The 18,100-nt window shown below is 61.8% G+C and carries 10 protein-coding genes; 9 read left to right on the top strand and 1 reads right to left on the bottom strand.

The genetic code is table 11. The features are described 5' to 3' along the window. Nucleotides 1-132: 132 nt before the first annotated feature. The 6 genes from recC to HX811_RS31645 all read left to right on the top strand — a co-directional run bounded on the left by recC (nucleotide 133) and on the right by HX811_RS31645 (nucleotide 11,796). Nucleotides 133-3,582 (top strand): exodeoxyribonuclease V subunit gamma, encoded by a 3,450-nt coding sequence (gene recC / locus HX811_RS31670; protein ID WP_177048858.1) that lies wholly within the window; start codon nucleotides 133-135, stop codon nucleotides 3,580-3,582. Beyond that, nucleotides 3,579-7,256 carry an exodeoxyribonuclease V subunit beta gene (recB, locus tag HX811_RS31665; RefSeq protein WP_177048856.1) on the top strand — a complete coding sequence of 1,226 codons (3,678 nt, stop codon included), beginning with the start codon at nucleotides 3,579-3,581 and terminating at the stop codon, nucleotides 7,254-7,256. Before recC ends, recB begins: the two co-directional genes overlap by 4 nt. Next, nucleotides 7,253-9,304: an exodeoxyribonuclease V subunit alpha gene (gene recD / locus HX811_RS31660; RefSeq protein WP_177048845.1), complete on the top strand. Its 2,052-nt coding sequence runs from the start codon at nucleotides 7,253-7,255 to the stop codon at nucleotides 9,302-9,304. The genes recB and recD overlap by 4 nt, the downstream gene beginning before the upstream one ends. Before the next feature lie 161 nt (nucleotides 9,305-9,465). Continuing rightward, nucleotides 9,466-10,035, top strand: a complete 570-nt coding sequence (locus tag HX811_RS31655; RefSeq protein WP_177010073.1) for a YfiR family protein — start codon at nucleotides 9,466-9,468, stop codon at nucleotides 10,033-10,035. Beyond that, nucleotides 10,032-11,300 carry a diguanylate cyclase domain-containing protein gene (locus HX811_RS31650; protein ID WP_003214191.1) on the top strand — a complete coding sequence of 423 codons (1,269 nt, stop codon included), beginning with the start codon at nucleotides 10,032-10,034 and terminating at the stop codon, nucleotides 11,298-11,300. Before HX811_RS31655 ends, HX811_RS31650 begins: the two co-directional genes overlap by 4 nt. A 4-nt stretch (nucleotides 11,301-11,304) precedes the next feature. Then, nucleotides 11,305-11,796, top strand: coding sequence for an OmpA family protein (locus tag HX811_RS31645; RefSeq protein ID WP_003214188.1), 492 nt, complete (start codon nucleotides 11,305-11,307; stop codon nucleotides 11,794-11,796). Nucleotides 11,797-11,931: 135 nt separating this feature from the next. Here the strand turns inward: HX811_RS31645 and HX811_RS31640 are convergent, their stop codons facing one another. Then, entirely contained in the window at nucleotides 11,932-12,879 is a 948-nt protein-coding gene (locus tag HX811_RS31640) for a LysR family transcriptional regulator (protein ID WP_087694895.1), read from the bottom strand. A 131-nt stretch (nucleotides 12,880-13,010) separates the two neighbouring features. Here HX811_RS31640 and HX811_RS31635 point away from each other — a divergent pair, with 131 nt between their 5' ends. The 3 genes from HX811_RS31635 to HX811_RS31625 form a co-directional block, all read left to right on the top strand. Beyond that, nucleotides 13,011-14,528, top strand: coding sequence for a CoA-acylating methylmalonate-semialdehyde dehydrogenase (locus HX811_RS31635; protein WP_008430611.1), 1,518 nt, complete (start codon nucleotides 13,011-13,013; stop codon nucleotides 14,526-14,528). Between the two features lie 14 nt (nucleotides 14,529-14,542). Continuing rightward, nucleotides 14,543-15,430 carry a 3-hydroxyisobutyrate dehydrogenase gene (gene mmsB / locus HX811_RS31630; protein ID WP_003214181.1) on the top strand — a complete coding sequence of 296 codons (888 nt, stop codon included), beginning with the start codon at nucleotides 14,543-14,545 and terminating at the stop codon, nucleotides 15,428-15,430. Nucleotides 15,431-16,298: 868 nt separating this feature from the next. Then, on the top strand, nucleotides 16,299-18,100 hold a 1,802-nt coding region (locus HX811_RS31625), incomplete at its 3' end, for an Ig-like domain-containing protein (RefSeq protein ID WP_177048836.1).

The raw sequence follows: 18,100 nt of genomic DNA, 5'->3' as shown, positions 1-18,100 counted from the left end.
TGCAGTCAGGGGTTTTGTTTTGCGCGGTCGGAAAGTATGGCGAGCGTCTCCAAGTGTTCCTCACTTGCAGCCTACGATTGTCTTCAATGCTAAAGTCCATCCCTCGATTTTGCTTTTCCCAAGGAAGCCGTTATGCCGGATGCGACGTCCCTCAGTGCTGGATTCATGGTGGTTCACGGCAACCGCCTGGATGAACTGCGCAGCCTGGTTGTCAGCTGGATGCGCCGTTACCCGCTGGCTCCCCTGGAAAACGAAATCGCCCTGGTACAAAGCAACGGTATTGCCCAGTGGCTGAAACTGGCGCTGGCTGAAGACCCTGAAGACGACGACATGGGCGGTTGCGGCATCGCTGCCGCTATTGATGTGCAGCTTCCCGGCAGCTTCATGTGGCAGCTCTATCGCATGGTCCTGGGCAAAGACGAGATCCCGCCCAAATCCCTGCTGGATAAAGCCCCACTGACCTGGCGCCTCATGCGCCTGCTCCCCGAGCTGATCGATCAGCCCCATTTCGAACCCCTGCAACGCTTCCTGACCCACGATACGGATCTGCGCAAACGCTACCAACTCGCGGAACGCCTCGCCGACCTGTTCGACCAATACCAGGTCTACCGTGCCGACTGGCTGGAAGATTGGGCTGCCGGTCGCCATCAACTGCGCAATGGCCGTGGCGAATCCAAACCCTTGAGCCCGGCCAACTGCTGGCAAGCCGAACTATGGCGCGCCCTGCTGTTGGACGTAGGAGAGGAGGGCATGGCGCAAAGTCGCGCCGGAGTTCACCAACGCTTTATCGAGCGCATCAATAGCCTGGAGCAGGCACCGATAGGCCTGCCCTCCCGCGTGATCGTGTTCGGCATTTCCTCCTTGCCAGCCCAAGCGCTGGAAGCCCTTGCCGGCCTCGCCCGTTTCAGCCAGGTGCTGCTGTGTGTGCACAACCCTTGTCGCCATCACTGGTCCGACATCGTCGCCGACAAAGACCTGCTCCGAAACGAATACAAGCGCCAGGCACGCAAGGCCGGAATGCCGGTCACCATCGACCCGCAAACCCTGCATCAGCACGCCCACCCGCTGCTCGCTGCCTGGGGGAAACAAGGTCGCGACTACATCAACCTGTTGGACAGCTACGACGACCCCAACAGTTACCGCTCGGCATTCCGTGACGGTCGTATCGACCTGTTCAGCGAGAGCGAGCCCACCACCTTGCTCAACCAACTCCAGGACGACATCCTCGAACTGCGCCCCCTCAACGAAACCCGCGACCTCTGGCCAAGCGTCGACCTGGCGCGCGACACTTCCATCCGCTTCCACATCGCCCACAGTGCCCAGCGTGAAGTCGAAGTTCTTCACGACCAGTTACTGCAGCGCTTCAGCGCCGACCCCACGCTGCGCCCACGGGACATCATCGTCATGGTGCCCGACGTCGACAGCTACGCGCCGCATATTCGCGCCGTATTCGGCCAGCTTGAAAGAAGCGACCTACGCTTCATTCCGTTCACGCTTACGGACCAGGGCCAGCGCGGTCGGGATCCGTTACTGATCGCCGTCGAACACTTGCTCAAGCTCCCGGACAGCCGTTTTCCGGTCAGCGAAATCCTCGACCTGCTCGACGTCCCGGCCCTGCGGGAACGCTTCGCCATCAAGGAGCGCGACCTGCCGACCCTGCACCGCTGGATCGAAGGCGCCGGTATCCGCTGGGGCCTCAACGCCGAACAACGCGCCGGCCTCGGCTTGCCCCAGGAGCTGGAGCAAAACAGCTGGCGGTTCGGCCTGCGTCGCATGCTCCTGGGCTACGCCGTCGGTACGGGCTCTGCCTGCGATGGCATCGAGCCGTACGATGAAATCGGCGGACTCGATGCGGCCTTGATCGGCCCGCTGGTCGCACTGCTCGATGCGCTGCACGACGCCCACCAGGCACTTTCGCAACCTGCCGCGCCGACAGAGTGGGGCGAGCGCCTGCAAAACCTGATGCAGTTGTTCTTCCTCCCGAGCAACGAGCACGACGACTACCTGTTGGGTCAACTCGAGCAACTGAGAGAAACCTGGCTGGAGACCTGCGAGTCCGTCGGCCTGCATGACGAATTACCCCTGACCGTAGTCCGCGAGGCCTGGCTGGCAGGCCTCGACCAAGGCCGACTGTCCCAGCGCTTCCTCGCGGGAGCTGTCAATTTTTGTACCTTGATGCCCATGCGCGCGATCCCGTTCAAGCTGGTTTGCCTACTTGGCATGAACGATGGCGACTACCCACGCGCGCAACCGCCGCTGGACTTCGACCTGATGGGCAGCGACTACCGTCCAGGCGATCGGTCACGCCGCGAAGACGACCGCTACCTGTTGCTCGAAGCCCTGCTCTCCGCCCGCGACCAGCTCTACATCAGTTGGGTCGGCCGCAGTATCCGCGACAACAGTGATCGCCCGGCATCGGTCCTGATCGGGCAGTTGCGCGACCACATTGCCAGCGGCTGGCACACCACCAGTGGCGAACCACTCCTGGAAGCCACCACCCAGGAACACCCGCTCCAGCCCTTCAGCGCCCGCTACTTCCATGAAGGTGACGAGCTGTTCAGCTACGCCCGCGAATGGCAGTTGCTCCACGCAACCCCGGACAGCGTGCCCGATACCGGCAGCCTCGCACCCTACACCCAGGAAGAACCGCTGAGCCTCGGCCAACTGCAAGACTTCCTGCGCAACCCGGTCAAACACTTCTTCAGCCAGCGCCTGAAAGTATTTTTCGAAGCCGCCGAAGTCCCGCTGGAAGATGAAGAACCCTTCGTCCTCGATGCACTGCAGCGCTATAGCCTGAGCGACAGTTTGCTCACGGCGGCACTCACCCGCCCCGACAACCTCGACGAAGCCCTCAACGCCCAGGCCCTGCGTCTGCAAGGCAGTGGCTTGTTGCCGATGGTTGGTTTCGGCGAATGCCTGCGCAAAGAACTGATCGAGCCTCTGCCCGACCTGTTGCAGCGTTACCAGCAACTCCTGGCACTCTGGCCCACTCCGCACACCAGCGCCGAACCGATCAGTTTTGAGCATCAAGGCATCCAGCTGGAAGGTTGGATCAGTGGCCTGCATCAACGCAGCGATGGCGGCTTTCTAAGCGTCACCGCCATCCCCAACAGCATCGGCTCGATCAAGACCCGTAAGTGGCATCGCCTGATTCGCCCATGGGTCAACCACCTGGTGGCCTGCGCCTGCGGTCTTCCGTTAAGTACCGGCCTGGTCGCCAGCGACGACACACTGCTATTGGCCCCACTTGAGCAAGCCACAGCCTGGGAGCTCCTCGGCAACCTGCTGCTCGCCTGGAAAACCGGCATGAGCGAACCACTGCCGGTCGCCGTTAAAACCGCATTCGCCTGGCTCGGTCAAACCGACCCGGCCAAAGCGCAAGCCGCCGCCAGCAAAGCCTACGAAGGCGACGGCCAAACCAGCGACGGCGAGCGCCGTGAAAGCCCTGCGCTCATCCGACAGTACCCCGACTACGCCGCCTTGATGGCCAGCGAAGAGTTCGAAGGCTGGTGCGAAACCCTCTATCGACCGTTGATCAACGCGCCCTGGCGATCACTCACCAGCGCGGAGGCCAGCGCATGAGCGGTACAAAACCCCTGGCCCTGGCCTTCCCGCTCAAGGGTAGCCAACTGATCGAAGCCAGTGCCGGCACAGGCAAGACATTTACCATCTCAGCGCTCTACCTGCGTCTGGTACTCGGCCACGGAGGGGACGAATCGGGCTTCGGCCGCGAGTTGCTGCCGCCGCAAATTCTCGTCGTGACCTTTACTGATGCCGCCACCAAAGAGCTGCGTGAACGCATCCGAATCCGCCTGGCAGAAGCCGCGCGTTTTTTCCGCGAAGAAATCGAAGAACCCGACGCGTTGATCGCCGAACTGCGCGACCAACACAGCCCCGAACAATGGCCCGGCTGTGCCAATCGCCTGGACATCGCCGCCCAGTGGATGGATGAAGCCGCCGTCTCGACCATTCACAGCTGGTGCCAGCGCATGCTGCGCGAGCACGCCTTCGACAGCGGCAGCCTGTTCACCCAGACCCTGGAAACCGACCACAGCGACCTGCTCGGCGAAGTGCTGCGCGACTACTGGCGGCTGTTCTGCTACCCGATGCACGACGATGCGCTGAACTGGGTGCGCAACAATTGGGGCGGCCCGGCGGCCCTGATGCCACGGGTACGCGCGCTGTTCGGCAGCGAGCGGCCCACGGATGAAACGCGCGACCCCGCCGAGCTGATCAACGAATGCCTGCAAGAGCGCCGCCAAGCACTCGTCGCGCTCAAGGCACCCTGGCAACAATGGGCAGAAGAATTGCGCAACATTTGCCTGCAGGCCGTCGCCGCCAAAGCCGTCGATGGTCGCAAGATGCAAGCCCGTTACTTCGAGCCCTGGTTCGAAAAAATCAGCGCTTGGGCAGCTGACGAGTCTCTCGAACAACTGGACATCGGCACCGGTTTCACCCGCCTGACCCCCGACGGCATGGCCGAAGCCTGGAAAGGCGAACCACCACGCCATCCGGGTATCGACGCCATGGCCAGTCTCAAGGCCAGCCTCGACGCCCTGCCAACGCCCGATGCTGCTGTGCTGCAACACGCCGCCGGCTGGGTGGGGAAACGCTTCGAAGAAGAAAAGCGCCGGCGCGCCGAAATGGGCTTCGACGACATGCTGATCCGCCTCAACGCCGCCCTGCAAGCCGACGGCGGCGAGCGTTTGGCCAGCGTGATCCGCGAGCAATTCCCGGTCGCCCTGATCGACGAATTCCAGGACACCGACCCGGTGCAATATAGCATCTTCGACAGTATCTACCGCATCGAAGAAAACCACCTCGACAGCGGCCTGTTCCTGATCGGCGACCCAAAGCAGGCGATCTACGCCTTCCGTGGCGCCGACATCTACACCTACCTGCGCGCGCGCCAGTCCACCACCGGCCGCCATCACACCCTGGGCACCAACTTCCGTTCGAGCCACGCCATGGTCGAGGCGGTAAACCACGTATTCCAGCGCGCAGAAAAAGGCCGTGGAGCGTTCCTGTTCCGTGAACCCGACGGTACGAATCCGGTGCCGTTCCAGTCGGTATTGTCCCAAGGCCGTAAGGAACAACTGCAGGTCAACGGTCAGACGTTGCCTGCGCTGAATCTCTGGCATCTACCCACCGACCAGCCGATCTCCGGCGTGCTCTACCGCCAACAGTTGGCCGCGTCCTGCGCCAGTCAAATCGTCGCGTTACTCAATGGCGGCCAGCAGGGAACTGCCGGATTCCTCGGCAAAGACGCTAGCTTCAAAGGCGTGCTGCCGTCAGACATCGCCATCCTCGTGCGCGACGGCAAGGAAGCCCAGGCCGTGCGCGGTGAACTGGCTGCCCGTGGCGTGCGCAGCGTTTACCTTTCCGATAAGGATTCCGTGTTCGCCGCCCAGGAAGCCCACGACCTGCTGGCCTGGCTCAAGGCCTGTGCCGAGCCGGACGTCGAGCGCCCACTGCGCGCCGCCCTGGCTTGCGTCACCTTGAACCTGTCGCTGCCCGAACTGGAGCGTCTGAACCAGGACGAACTGGCGTGGGAACAACGCGTAATGCAGTTCCGCGATTACCGTACGATCTGGCGCACCCAAGGCGTGCTGCCGATGCTGCGGCGCCTGTTGCACGACTTCAAATTGCCGCAAACCCTGATCACCCGCAGCGATGGCGAGCGGGTATTGACCAACCTGTTGCACCTCTCGGAATTGCTGCAACAGGCGGCCGCAGAGCTGGACGGTGAACAAGCGCTGATTCGCCATCTGGCCGAACATCTCGCGCTTTCCGGCCAGGCCGGTGAAGAGCAGATCCTGCGCCTGGAAAGTGATGAACAACTGGTCAAAGTGGTAACGATCCACAAATCCAAGGGGCTGGAATACGACCTGGTTTTCCTGCCGTTCATTTGCTCGGCAAAACCGGTGGATGGCAGCCGCCTGCCTTTGCATTACCACGACGCAAACGGCAAATCCCAGGTCAGCCTCAGGCCCACCGCCGAGTTGATCGCCCAAGCCGACGATGAACGGCTGGCCGAAGACTTGCGTCTGTTTTACGTGGCGCTGACCCGCGCCAAACACGCCTGCTGGCTGGGCATCGCCGACCTCAAGCGTGGCAATAACAATAGCTCGGTGCTGCACCTGTCGGCCCTGGGCTACTTGCTCGGCGGCGGGGCTTCACTTGGCGAGTCCGGCGGCCTGGCCCGCTGGTTGCTTGACCTGCAGGAAGGTTGCCCGGCACTGCATTACGCAGAAATGCCCGAGGCCGATGCGGTCGTATTCCACCCGCCGCGTAACGAAGCCACCTTGCTCGCGCCGCTGCTGCCCAAGCGCAAGGCGGCAGAAAACTGGTGGATCGCTTCCTACAGTGCGCTGCGTATCGGCGAGAGCATGAGTGCGGCGAGCCTCGAAGCGCCGGAAAGCCCACAAGCGCAGAAGCTGTTCGATGACGAACGCCTCGACCCGGATGCCCCACGCGAAGTGCCGGCTTCCGGTGGCGATATTCACCGTTTCCCGCGCGGGCCGAATCCCGGCACTTTCCTCCATGGCCTGCTGGAATGGGCGGGCGGCGAAGGCTTCAATGTTACCCCGGAGGCCATCGAAGATGCGGTTGCCCGCCGCTGCAACCGACGTGGCTGGGAAGGCTGGATCGGCACACTCGGCGGTTGGCTCGGGCATCTGTTGCAAGCCCGGTTGCCGCTGGGCAACGGGCAGGTGGCCCTTAGCGAGTTACGGCAGTACCAGATCGAAATGGAGTTCTGGTTTGCCAGCCACAAGGTCGACGTCCTCGCACTCGACAAACTGGTGTGCCAGCACACTCACAATGGCGTATCCCGCGTGGCCGCCGAACCGGTGCTGCTCAACGGCATGTTCAAGGGTTTTATCGACCTGACCTTTGAACACGAAGGCCGCTACTACGTGGCCGACTACAAATCCAATTGGCTTGGTCCCGATGATTCGGCCTACACGCAGCAGGCCATGGAACTGTCGATCCTCGACCATCGTTACGACCTGCAATATGTACTTTACCTGCTGGCCCTGCATCGCCAGCTGAAGGCGCGGCTGCCGGATTACGACTACGACCGTCACGTCGGCGGCGCGTTGTACCTGTTCCTGCGGGGAACCCATTCCGCGAGCCAGGGCGCGTATTTCACCCGACCGCCCCGGGAATTGATCGAAAGCCTGGACCTGCTGTTCCAGGGCAAACCGCTACCACCCAAGGCCGAGCCCGCCTGGGAACAAGGAGAGCTGCTATGAGCCTGTCGCCGTTACCGCTTGAGGAGCTGACGCCCCTCAGCCGCGCCGCCGACCTGGTGCAACTGCTCGATCTCTGGGTGCAGCGCGGCTGGTTGCGCGCGCTGGACAAGGCCTTTGTCGGCTTCCTCCACGAACTCGATCCGCAGGCTGACCCTTTAGTCCTGCTGGCCGCGGCCCTGACCAGCCACCAACTGGGCCATGGCCATGTGTGCCTGGACCTGTTCGAAACCCTCAAGGCCCCGGATTTCGCTCTGTCGCTGCCACCCGAAGGCGATGTGCAAACCGGCGTCATGCTGCTGCCATCACAGTTGCTCGACGGCCTGGACGGCGCCCATTGGTGCCATGCCCTGGCCGCCAGCCGTCTGGTGGCACTGGCCGTCGACGGCAGCGAGGAGGCGCAAAGCCGGCCACTGGTGCTGTCGGGCAAACGCCTGTACTTGCGCCGCTACTGGACCTACGAACGGCGCATCGACAGCGCTTTGCGCCTGCGACTCGCCACCCGGGAAAGCGTTGCCGCCGATCTGCCCGAACGCCTGAATCGCCTGTTCGACCAGGCCCCGCCAGACGGTGTTGTCGACTGGCAAAAACTCGCCTGCGCCTTGGCCACCCGCGGTGCATTCAGCATCGTCACCGGCGGGCCGGGTACCGGCAAGACCACCACGGTGGTGCGTTTGCTTGCGCTGTTGCAGGCCCCCGCCGTGGAAGCGGGCAGCGCGTTGCGCATCCGTCTGGCCGCGCCCACCGGCAAGGCGGCCGCGCGCTTGACCGAGTCCATCAGCCAGCAAGTGCTGTCGCTGAAAGTGCCTGATGCGGTGAAGGAAAAAATCCCGACCCAGGTCACCACCGTTCACCGTTTGCTCGGCAGCCGTCCCGGCACCCGACACTTCCGGCATCACATCGGCAATCCGTTGCCCCTGGATGTGCTGGTAGTGGACGAAGCCTCGATGATCGACCTGGAAATGATGGCCAACCTGCTGGACGCCTTGCCACCCCATGCGCGCCTGGTACTGCTGGGTGACAAGGACCAGTTGGCCTCGGTTGAAGCCGGGGCGGTGCTGGGGGATTTGTGCCGCGACGCCGAAGCCGGTTTCTACAGCCCGCAAACCCGCCAGTGGCTGCAACAGGTCAGCGGCGAAGACCTCGGCGCCAGCGGCCTGCAGGAAGACCTCGACGGTAGCCACCCCTTGGCGCAACAAGTGGTGATGCTGCGTTACTCGCGGCGTTTCGGCGAAGGCAGCGGCATTGGCCAACTGGCCCGCTGGGTCAACCAGCAAAACCCTGAGCAGGCCCGCAAACTGCTGGCTGCCCGCAGCCATGCCGACCTGTTTTGCGTCAGCCTCAAGGGCGAGCACGACCATGCCCTGGAGCGCCTGGTGCTGGACGGCCATGGCGACGGTGCCCACGGTTATCGCCATTACCTGAAACTGCTGCAGACCGCGCGTCCGTCCCTGGACACGCCACGGGATGACGAGGCCTGGAAGCTCTGGGCGCAAAAGCTGCTGAAAGCCTTCGACGCTTTCCAGCTGCTCTGCGCCGTACGCAAGGGCCCATGGGGCGTGGAGGGCTTGAACCTGCGCATCACCGCCGCGCTGCTCAAGGCCCGGCTGATCGACAGCGACCAGCAATGGTACGAAGGGCGTCCGGTGTTGATGACTCGCAACGATTACGGCCTGGGCCTGATGAACGGCGATATCGGTATCGCCCTCAAGCTGCCCGAAAGCGACGGCGGGCCGCAGGTTCTGCGCGTCGCGTTCCCGCGCAACGATGGCCAGGGCGGCGTACGGTTTGTGTTGCCCAGCCGGCTCAACGACGTCGAAACCGTCTATGCGATGACGGTGCACAAATCTCAGGGCTCTGAATTCACCCACACCGCACTAATTCTGCCGGACGCCTTGAACCCGGTGCTCACCAAAGAGCTGATCTACACCGGCATCACCCGCGCCAAGGACTGGTTCAGCCTGATCGAACCCCGGGGTGGCGTATTCGAAGAGGCGGTGAGCCGCAAGGTGAAACGCTTGAGTGGGCTGATGCTGGAACTGGGCACTTGATCGTCAAAGAAGCTGACCAATGAGTCATCTAAATTTTCTGATCCAAATGTGTGATTTTTCTTAATAAAATGTCGGAATCCTCCTGGGTGTCGCCTCGGGGGTTTTCCGCCGTTGTGCTATCGTTGCGGCATCATCCCGAGAAGATCAAAGAGAATCGCTGCATGAACGTGGCTGTCTCGCCCACAGAGCGAAGTTTGAGCTGGAGACGAATGCTGCTGTTGGCGCTTCTGTGCGTGTTCACGCCCCTCGTTTTTGCCCAGCCGCCTGCCGGCATGGCCGATCAGCGGGCCAAGGCCGTCACCCAAGTGGTCCTGGGTATTCTCAGTTACGCCCGCTGGCCGGTAGAGCCCGCGCAATTGCGTTTGTGCATCGTCGGGCCAACCCAATACACCGATGACCTGGTCAAAGGCACCACCCAGGCTACCGGCCGTCCGGTAGTGGTGCAGCGTTTGCTGGCCGACCATCCAGACATCGCCAATGCCTGCGATGCCGTGTACATCGGCCAATTGACCAGCGACGAGCGCAGCCGCCTGTTCGCATCACTGATCGGCCATCCGGTGCTCAGCATCAGCGAAGGCGGCGACCAATGCACCGTGGGCAGCCTGTTCTGCCTGCGGGTAGCCGACGAGCAGGTGTCGTTCGAGGTCAACCTGGATTCCGTTGCCCGTAGCGGTGTGCGCATTCATCCGAGTGTGCTGCAGCTGTCTCGACGTCGAGCGCCGGGGTCATGAGTGTCGATAAGGCGCCAGTGCGTCCTACCTTGCGTTCAGTGATCGGGCGCGGACACCTGAGCCTGGCGCTGATGGCCGTCAGCATGGCCAGTATTTCCCTGACCCTGCTCGGCGTGCTCGCGCTGCGGGTGTATGCCGACCACAACCTGCACCTGATCGCCCGCTCCATCAACTACACCGTGGAAGCGGCCGTGGTGTTCAACGACAGCGCGGCGGCCACCGAGGCGTTGGGCGTGATCGCCTCGGAGGAAGAAGTGGCCGAGGCGGAAGTCTTCAACGTCGACGGCAAGCAACTGGCCCATTGGGAGCGCCCTGAAACCGGGATGCTGTCGATGATTGAGCTGCAGTTGGCGCATGCCCTGCTCGAACAACCCATCACCCAGCCGATCCTGCACCAGGGCCAGGTCATCGGCAGCGTGCACCTGACCGGCCACGGCGGCAGCCTGTTGCGCTTCCTGCTCAGCGGCCTTGCCGGGATTCTGGTGTGCACCGCCCTCAGCGCCTGGGTTGCACTGTACCTGGCGCGGCGTTTGTTACGCGGCATCACCGGGCCGTTGCACAGCCTGGCCTCGGTGGCCCACGCCGCCCGAAGCGAGCGGGCCTTTGACCGACGCGTACCGCCGGCGAAAATCGCCGAACTCGACAGCCTGGGCAATGACTTCAATGCCCTGCTCGACGAACTGGAGGCCTGGCAGACCCACCTGCAAAGCGAAAACGAAACCCTCGCCCACCAGGCCAGCCACGACAGCCTGACCGGGCTGCCCAACCGTGCGTTCTTCGAAGGGCGGCTGATCCGCGCCCTGCGCAGCGCCGCCAAGCTCAACGAGAAAGTAGCGGTCTTGTTCCTCGACAGCGACCGCTTTAAAGACATCAACGACAACTTTGGCCACGCCGCCGGCGATGCGGTATTGGTGGCAGTGGCTACGCGCATTCGTGCGCAACTGCGTGAAGACGACCTGGTGGCACGCCTGGGCGGCGATGAATTCGCCATCTTGCTGTCGCCTCTGCACCGACTTGAGGACGCCCAGCGCATTGCCGAAAAAATCATCGCCAGCATGGACGCGCCCATTGCGCTGCCCGGCGACGCCCACGTATTGACCTCACTCAGTATCGGCATCGCCGTCTACCCCGATCATGGCGCCACCCCCGGTAACCTGCTCAACGCCGCCGACGCGGCGATGTACCAGGCCAAACGGCTTTCCCAGGGTGGCCAGCAAACGGCGGAATCGGAGTCCCCCGCCGCCGACGTTCAACACAGGAGTTGATCCCTTGTTCTCGACCGCACGCTTTTTATTCATCACCTTGCTCGTGGCTCTGCTCGCCCTGAGCGGCTGCCAGACCCCGCCGCCCAAAGGCCTGACACCGGCGCAAATCGCCGTGCTCAAACAGCAGGGTTTTGAACTGACTGACGAAGGCTGGGCCTTCGGCCTCTCGGGCAAGGTGCTGTTTGGCAGCGACGTCGAAAGTCTGAATGCCCCCAGCACCGAGATCGTCCAGCGCATCGGCAAGGCGCTGCTGGGCGTGGGCATTGAGCGCGTGCGGGTCGACGGCCACACCGACGCCTCGGGCAAGGAAACCTATAATCAGCAACTGTCCCTGCGCCGAGCCAAAAGCGTCGCGCACGTGTTGGCAGGCGTTGGGATGAAAGAAGAAAACGTACAACTGCGCGGGCTGGGCAGCAGCGAGCCGGTGGCGTCCAACGCGACAGCGGCGGGGCGCACCGAGAATCGCCGGGTGTCGATTGTGGTGATTGCGGACTAGTCTGGCTTTCGGGCAGTTCGAGTTGGAATGCAATCAATGTGGGAGCCGGGCTTGCCCGCGATGGCGGTGGATCAGTTGATGTATTGGGTGACTGACACACTGCTATCGCGGGCAAGCCCGGCTCCCACATTTTATTTAATCGGCAAACACCATCTCCCGCGTTTCCCCCATCAACAACGGCTGATTCTGCTCCGTCACCTCACGGATGTAATCCCACAGCAGGGTGATCCGTTTCAACTTCCTCAAATCCTCGCGGCAGTACATCCAGAACTGCCGCGTAATGTTTATCTCCTTCGAAAGCACCGGCAGCAACCGCGGGTCCTGTGCCGCCAAAAAGCACGGCAGGATCGCCAGCGAGCGGCCTTGCTGCGCCGCCACGTACTGCGCAATCACGCTGGTGCTGCGCAAACTGGCGCTGGCGCCGGGCACTACATTGGCCAGGTACAGCAGCTCTGAACTGAACGCTAAATCATCCACGTAGCTGATAAACGGATGCTCGGCCAGGTCCGCCGCCCGGCGGATGGGCGGGTGCTGGTCCAGGTATTCCTGCGTCGCGTACAGCTGCAGCTTGTAGTCGCACAGCTTGCAGCACACGTACGGCCCGTGTTCCGGTCGCTCCAGGGCGATGACGATATCCGCCTCGCGCTTGGACAGGCTGATGAAGTGGGGCAGGGGCAGGATGTCCACCGAGATCGCCGGGTAGGTGTCGACGAAGTGGCTCAGTTGCGGGGTAACGAAGAAGCTGCCGAACCCTTCGGTGCAGCCCATGCGCACGTGGCCGGACAGCGCCACGCCGGAGCCGGAGACCTGTTCGCAGGCCATGTGCAACGTGCTTTCGATGGACTCGGCGTAACCCAGCAGGCGCTGGCCTTCGGTGGTCAATACGAAGCCGTTGGTCCGGGACTTTTCAAACAGGAGAGTGCCCAACGATCCTTCAAGGGAGCTGATGCGCCGTGACACCGTGGTGTAGTCCACCGCCAGGCGCTTGGCAGCGACGCTGGCCTTGCGGGTACGCGCGACTTCGAGGAAAAACTTCAGGTCATCCCAGTTCAGGGAGCCCAGTGACGTGATGTTTTTTTGCATATTGGACCGGCTTTTATGTGCGTTCTTATTAGAAGTTTGCACATCTATACTCCAAAAACAGTCCGAACGCCTCATCCTCAAGGCGATTCAACGCCTTGGTTCTCTGCATACCTACAAGAATTGGAGACCACATGAACGCATCTGCCGATATTTCCGTAAAACAGGTCAAGTTGCTGATCAACGGCGAGTGGGTCGAATCCAGGACCACCGAATGGCAAGACATCGTCAACCCCGCTACCCAGCAAGTGCTGGCCCGCGTACCGTTTTCCACCCCTGAAGAAGTCAACGCTGCCATCGACGCCGCCCATCGCGCCTTCCAGACCTGGAAGCTGACGCCGATCGGTGCGCGCATGCGCATCATGCTCAAGCTGCAAGCCTTGATCCGCGAGCACTCCAAGCGCATCGCCGTGGTCCTGAGTGCCGAGCAGGGCAAGACCATTGCCGACGCTGAAGGCGATATTTTCCGTGGCCTGGAAGTGGTCGAGCACGCGTGCTCCATCGGCACCCTGCAGATGGGCGAATTCGCTGAAAACGTCGCCGGCGGTGTGGATACCTACACCCTGCGCCAGCCGATCGGCGTGTGCGCCGGCATCACCCCGTTCAACTTCCCGGCGATGATTCCGCTGTGGATGTTCCCGATGGCCATTGCCTGCGGTAACACGTTCGTACTCAAGCCATCGGAACAGGACCCGCTGTCGACCCTGCTGCTGGTTGAACTGGCGCTGGAAGCCGGGGTGCCAGCCGGCGTGCTGAACGTGGTTCACGGCGGCAAGGACGTGGTGGATGCGCTGTGCACCCACAAAGATATCAAGGCCGTGTCCTTCGTCGGTTCGACCGCCGTGGGGACTCACGTCTACGACCTCGCCGGTAAACATGGCAAGCGCGTGCAATCCATGATGGGTGCCAAGAACCACGCCGTGGTGCTGCCGGATGCCAATCGCGAACAAACCCTGAACGCCCTGGTCGGCGCCGGTTTCGGTGCGGCGGGTCAGCGTTGCATGGCAACTTCCGTGGTGGTGCTGGTGGGCGCGGCCAAGCAATGGCTGCCGGACCTCAAGGCCCTGGCGCAAAAGCTCAAGGTGAACGCCGGCAGCGAAGCCGGTACCGATGTGGGTCCGGTTATCTCCAAGCGCGCCAAGGCACGCATTCTCGACCTGATCGAAAGCGGCGTAAAAGAAGGTGCCAAGCTGGAGCTGGATGGCCGCGGCATCAAGGTGCCGGGTTTCGAGGACGGCAATTTCGTCGGCCCGACGTTGTTCTCCGGCGTGACCACCGACATGCAGATCTACACCCAGGAAATCTTCGGCCCGGTGCTGGTGGTGCTGGAAGTCGACACCCTCGACCAAGCCATCGCCCTGGTCAACGCCAACCCGTTCGGCAACGGCACCGGCCTGTTCACCCAGAGCGGCGCGGCGGCGCGTAAATTCCAGAGCGAAATCGATGTGGGCCAGGTCGGCATCAACATCCCGATCCCCGTGCCGGTTCCGTTCTTCAGCTTCACCGGTTCCCGTGGTTCGAAACTCGGCGACCTGGGCCCGTACGGCAAGCAAGTGGTGCAGTTCTACACCCAGACCAAAACCGTCACCAGCCGCTGGTTCGACGACGACAGCGTCAACGATGGCGTCAACACCACCATCAACCTGCGCTGATCGAGGAGACGACCATGAAGATTGCATTTATCGGCCTGGGCAACATGGGCGCGCCGATGGCGCGCAACCTGATCAAGGCTGGCCATGCGCTGAACCTGTTCGACCTGAACCAGACCGTGCTCAAGGAACTGGCGGAACTGGGCGGCACCATCAGCGCTTCACCGCGCGCGGCAGCTGAAGGCGCCGAGTTGGTGGTGACCATGCTCCCAGCTGCGGCCCATGTGCGCAGTGTGTGGCTCGGTGAAGACGGCGTGCTCGCCGGTATCGGCAAAGGCGTGCCGGCGGTGGATTGCAGCACCATCGACCCACAGACCGCCCGCGATGTAGCGGCGGCGGCAGCGAAACAAGGCGTGGTGATGGCGGATGCTCCAGTGTCCGGCGGCACCGGCGGTGCCCAGGCCGGGACGTTGACCTTCATGGTCGGCGCTACCCCGGAACTGTTCGCCACCCTGCAACCGGTGCTGGCGCAGATGGGCCGCAACATCGTCCATTGCGGCGAAGTCGGCACCGGGCAAATCGCCAAGATCTGCAACAACCTGCTGCTGGGTATCACCATGGTCGGCGTCAGCGAAGCCATGGCCCTGGGCGATGCGCTGGGCATCGACACCCAAGTGTTGGCGGGAATCATCAACAGCTCCACCGGGCGCTGCTGGAGTTCGGACACCTACAACCCATGGCCCGGGATTATCGAGACGGCGCCGTCGTCCCGGGGTTATACCGGTGGGTTTGGTGCGGAACTGATGCTCAAGGATCTGGGACTGGCCACTGAAGCGGCCCGCCAGGCACACCAGCCGGTGATCCTCGGCGCAGTGGCGCAGCAGTTGTATCAATCGATGAGCCAACGTGGGGAAGGGGGCAAGGACTTCTCGGCGATCATCAACAGCTATCGAAAACCTAAGTAGGGCGATTGTCCATCTTCACTGTGGGCCCCTGATTTTTACTGCGTAGACCTTCCAGCACCAGCTCACTACTGGTGCTTTTTTTTGGCCTGAATAAACCCCTTCGCGACGTTTGTGGGAGGGCGGTATTACTTATCGACTAATGCCTAGGGATAAGGTTTTTTTGCATTGTTATAGTTGTGAAATAAACTTTTACAAGTTTCAGGTGTAACGCTGAAATATCATGTTTTTGATCATGGGTTATTCATTTGGTGAGTGTCCATGGGGCGCTCGATTATCATGCCGTTATAATTGATTTCTCGGTTATGTGTGTTCGGTTTGTCGTGGCTTCCCTCATTAAACACCCATGTTTATTGCGTGTTTACATTTCTCTTTGATGTTGACTATTGCCTCGCTAGTATCGGTTTTGCGAGCGTTGTCATGGTTGCTGCGTCTCGATAACTTCCGCCGAAGCGTTGTACTTTCAAAGTTGTGCAGGTGTGTCAGAGATGGCTAGCGAATGGATGCGTACGTCGGGTTTCCCAGGGCTATCGGCCTCATCGAACGAGGCCGCCCTGGAACTTGAAAAAGCCCGCATCCTGGCCCGCCACCTCTCCCGGTTGCTCGACCTCTGGGCTGCGATGCAGTCCAGCCCAAGGCCCGGGCAGGCTTATTCTGACGCCAAGGATGTGCCACCTCATTCGGTGTCAGCGTGTTGCAAGCGCACGCGTGTGGGTCTGCAATGTCGTGAAGAAACCGGCGTCGGTTGATCGCTGTAAATCCTGACCAGTCCTATATAAACGCAAAAAGAGTTTCGTGCTCGGCGGTAACTACCGTCGTGGGCATTCGCTCGCGCTGAAATACGTGTGTCCATATAAAAAACGGGTGAGAGATGAAAAACATAACTATTGTCGACAAGGCAACGGGGACGGCGACAGAGCATGCCTTTGGCAACGCCAGCCTCAAGGGAACCAGCATTGTAAAACTGCCGTTCGGACAAGAAAGCGTTCAATCGTTTCAACAGTCCGGCCAAAACCTGGTGGTCACTCTGAAGTCTGGAGAAACCATCACCATTCAGAACTTTTTTGTGGTGGGAGCCGACGGCTCCGCTAACCAACTGGTACTGGAAAATGCCGACGGAACATTGTTGCTCGGCAACTATTCCACGCCGTATTCGGGTTTCAACTTCACCGAAATCTCGACCCTGGACGACCTGGGTGTGGCAGCCATTGCCGCTGACAGTGCGGTGCCGGACTGGGTGCTGTGGGGCTTGGGCATCCTCGCCGTCGGCGGTACCGCCGCGGCATTGAGCGGTGGTGGCGGTGGTGGTGGCCATCATCATCAAACGCCAGTTCCTGCACCCGGTGCTGCGACCGGTTTGTCGGTCAACAGCGCGGGCACGGTGGTCAGCGGTAAAGGTCAGCCTGGCACCACAGTCACGGTCAAGGATGCCGCCGGTAACGTACTGGGCACAGGCACTGTGGGTACCGACGGCAACTTCCAGGTCAACCTGGACAAGCCGCAAACCAATGGCGAAACCCTGCAAGTCGTCCTCAAGGATGCCGCGGGTCAGGAATCGCAACCTGCGTCTGTGGTAGCGGGTGATACAACCGCCCCCGCCGCACCGAACGGTTTGGCCGTCAGTGCAGACGGTACAACCGTCAGCGGTAAGGGCGAGCCTAATTCGACCGTGATCATCAAGGATGCCAATGGCGAGGTCCTCGGCACCGGCACCGTGGATGCTGAAGGCAACTTCCAGGTCACCCTGGGAACTGCGCAAACCAATGGCGAAACCCTGCAAGTCACCCTCAAGGATGCTGCCGGCAATGAATCGTCCGCCAGCCCCGTGGTGGCTGGCGACAGCACCGCCCCGGATGCGCCGACCAACCTGGTGATCAGTGCCGATGGCGCAACAGTCAGCGGTAAAGGTGAACCGAACGCTGCCGTGAGCATCAAGGATGCCAGCGGCAACGTGATCGGTACGGGCACCGTCGGCGCGGATGGCAATTTCCAGGTTTCGCTCGACACACCCGCGCCCGAAGGCGAAAGCCTGGCGATCACGCTCAAAGACGCTGCCGGCAATGAGTCGGCTCCGGGTGCGCTGGTTGTCGCCGATATTGAGACACCGCTTGCGCCGCGCAACCTGGCAATCAGTGACGTGGGTGACACGCTCAGCGGTGAAGGCGCCGCGGCCCACAAAGTCATCGTCCTCAACGATGCTGGTGAAGTGGTCGGCAGCGGAACAGTGGCAGATGACGGCACATTCCTGGTGCAACTGAACTCGCTGCACATCAATGGCGAGCGGCTACGCGTGTTCCTGCGCAACTTCTCGGGCAAGGAATCCCTGCCAGGCATCGTCATCGCGGGGGACACCATCGCCCCGGATGCCCCAACCAACCTGGTGGTCGGCGAAGATGGCAGCACCGTCACCGGCAAGGGCGAACCGCGCGCGACCGTTACCGTGAAAGACGCCGATGGCAATGTGATCGGCACTGGCACGGTCGGCGACGACGGTAATTTTCAAGTCACCCTGGATCCGCTTCAGGTTAACGGCGAAACACTGGCTGTCACATTGACCGATGCAGCAGGCAACGAGTCTGTTCCGGCTTCTGTGATCGCTGTTGATATTGATGATACGGACGCTGATGCGGATGCGGATGCCGACGCGGACGCGGATGCTGATGCTGATGCTGA

Origin of the sequence: Pseudomonas sp. F8002, assembly GCF_013385495.1 — a bacterium.
Taxonomy (GTDB): domain Bacteria; phylum Pseudomonadota; class Gammaproteobacteria; order Pseudomonadales; family Pseudomonadaceae; genus Aquipseudomonas.
Note: the sequence above shows the minus strand (reverse complement) of the source record. Positions and strands in the feature narration are given on the sequence as shown.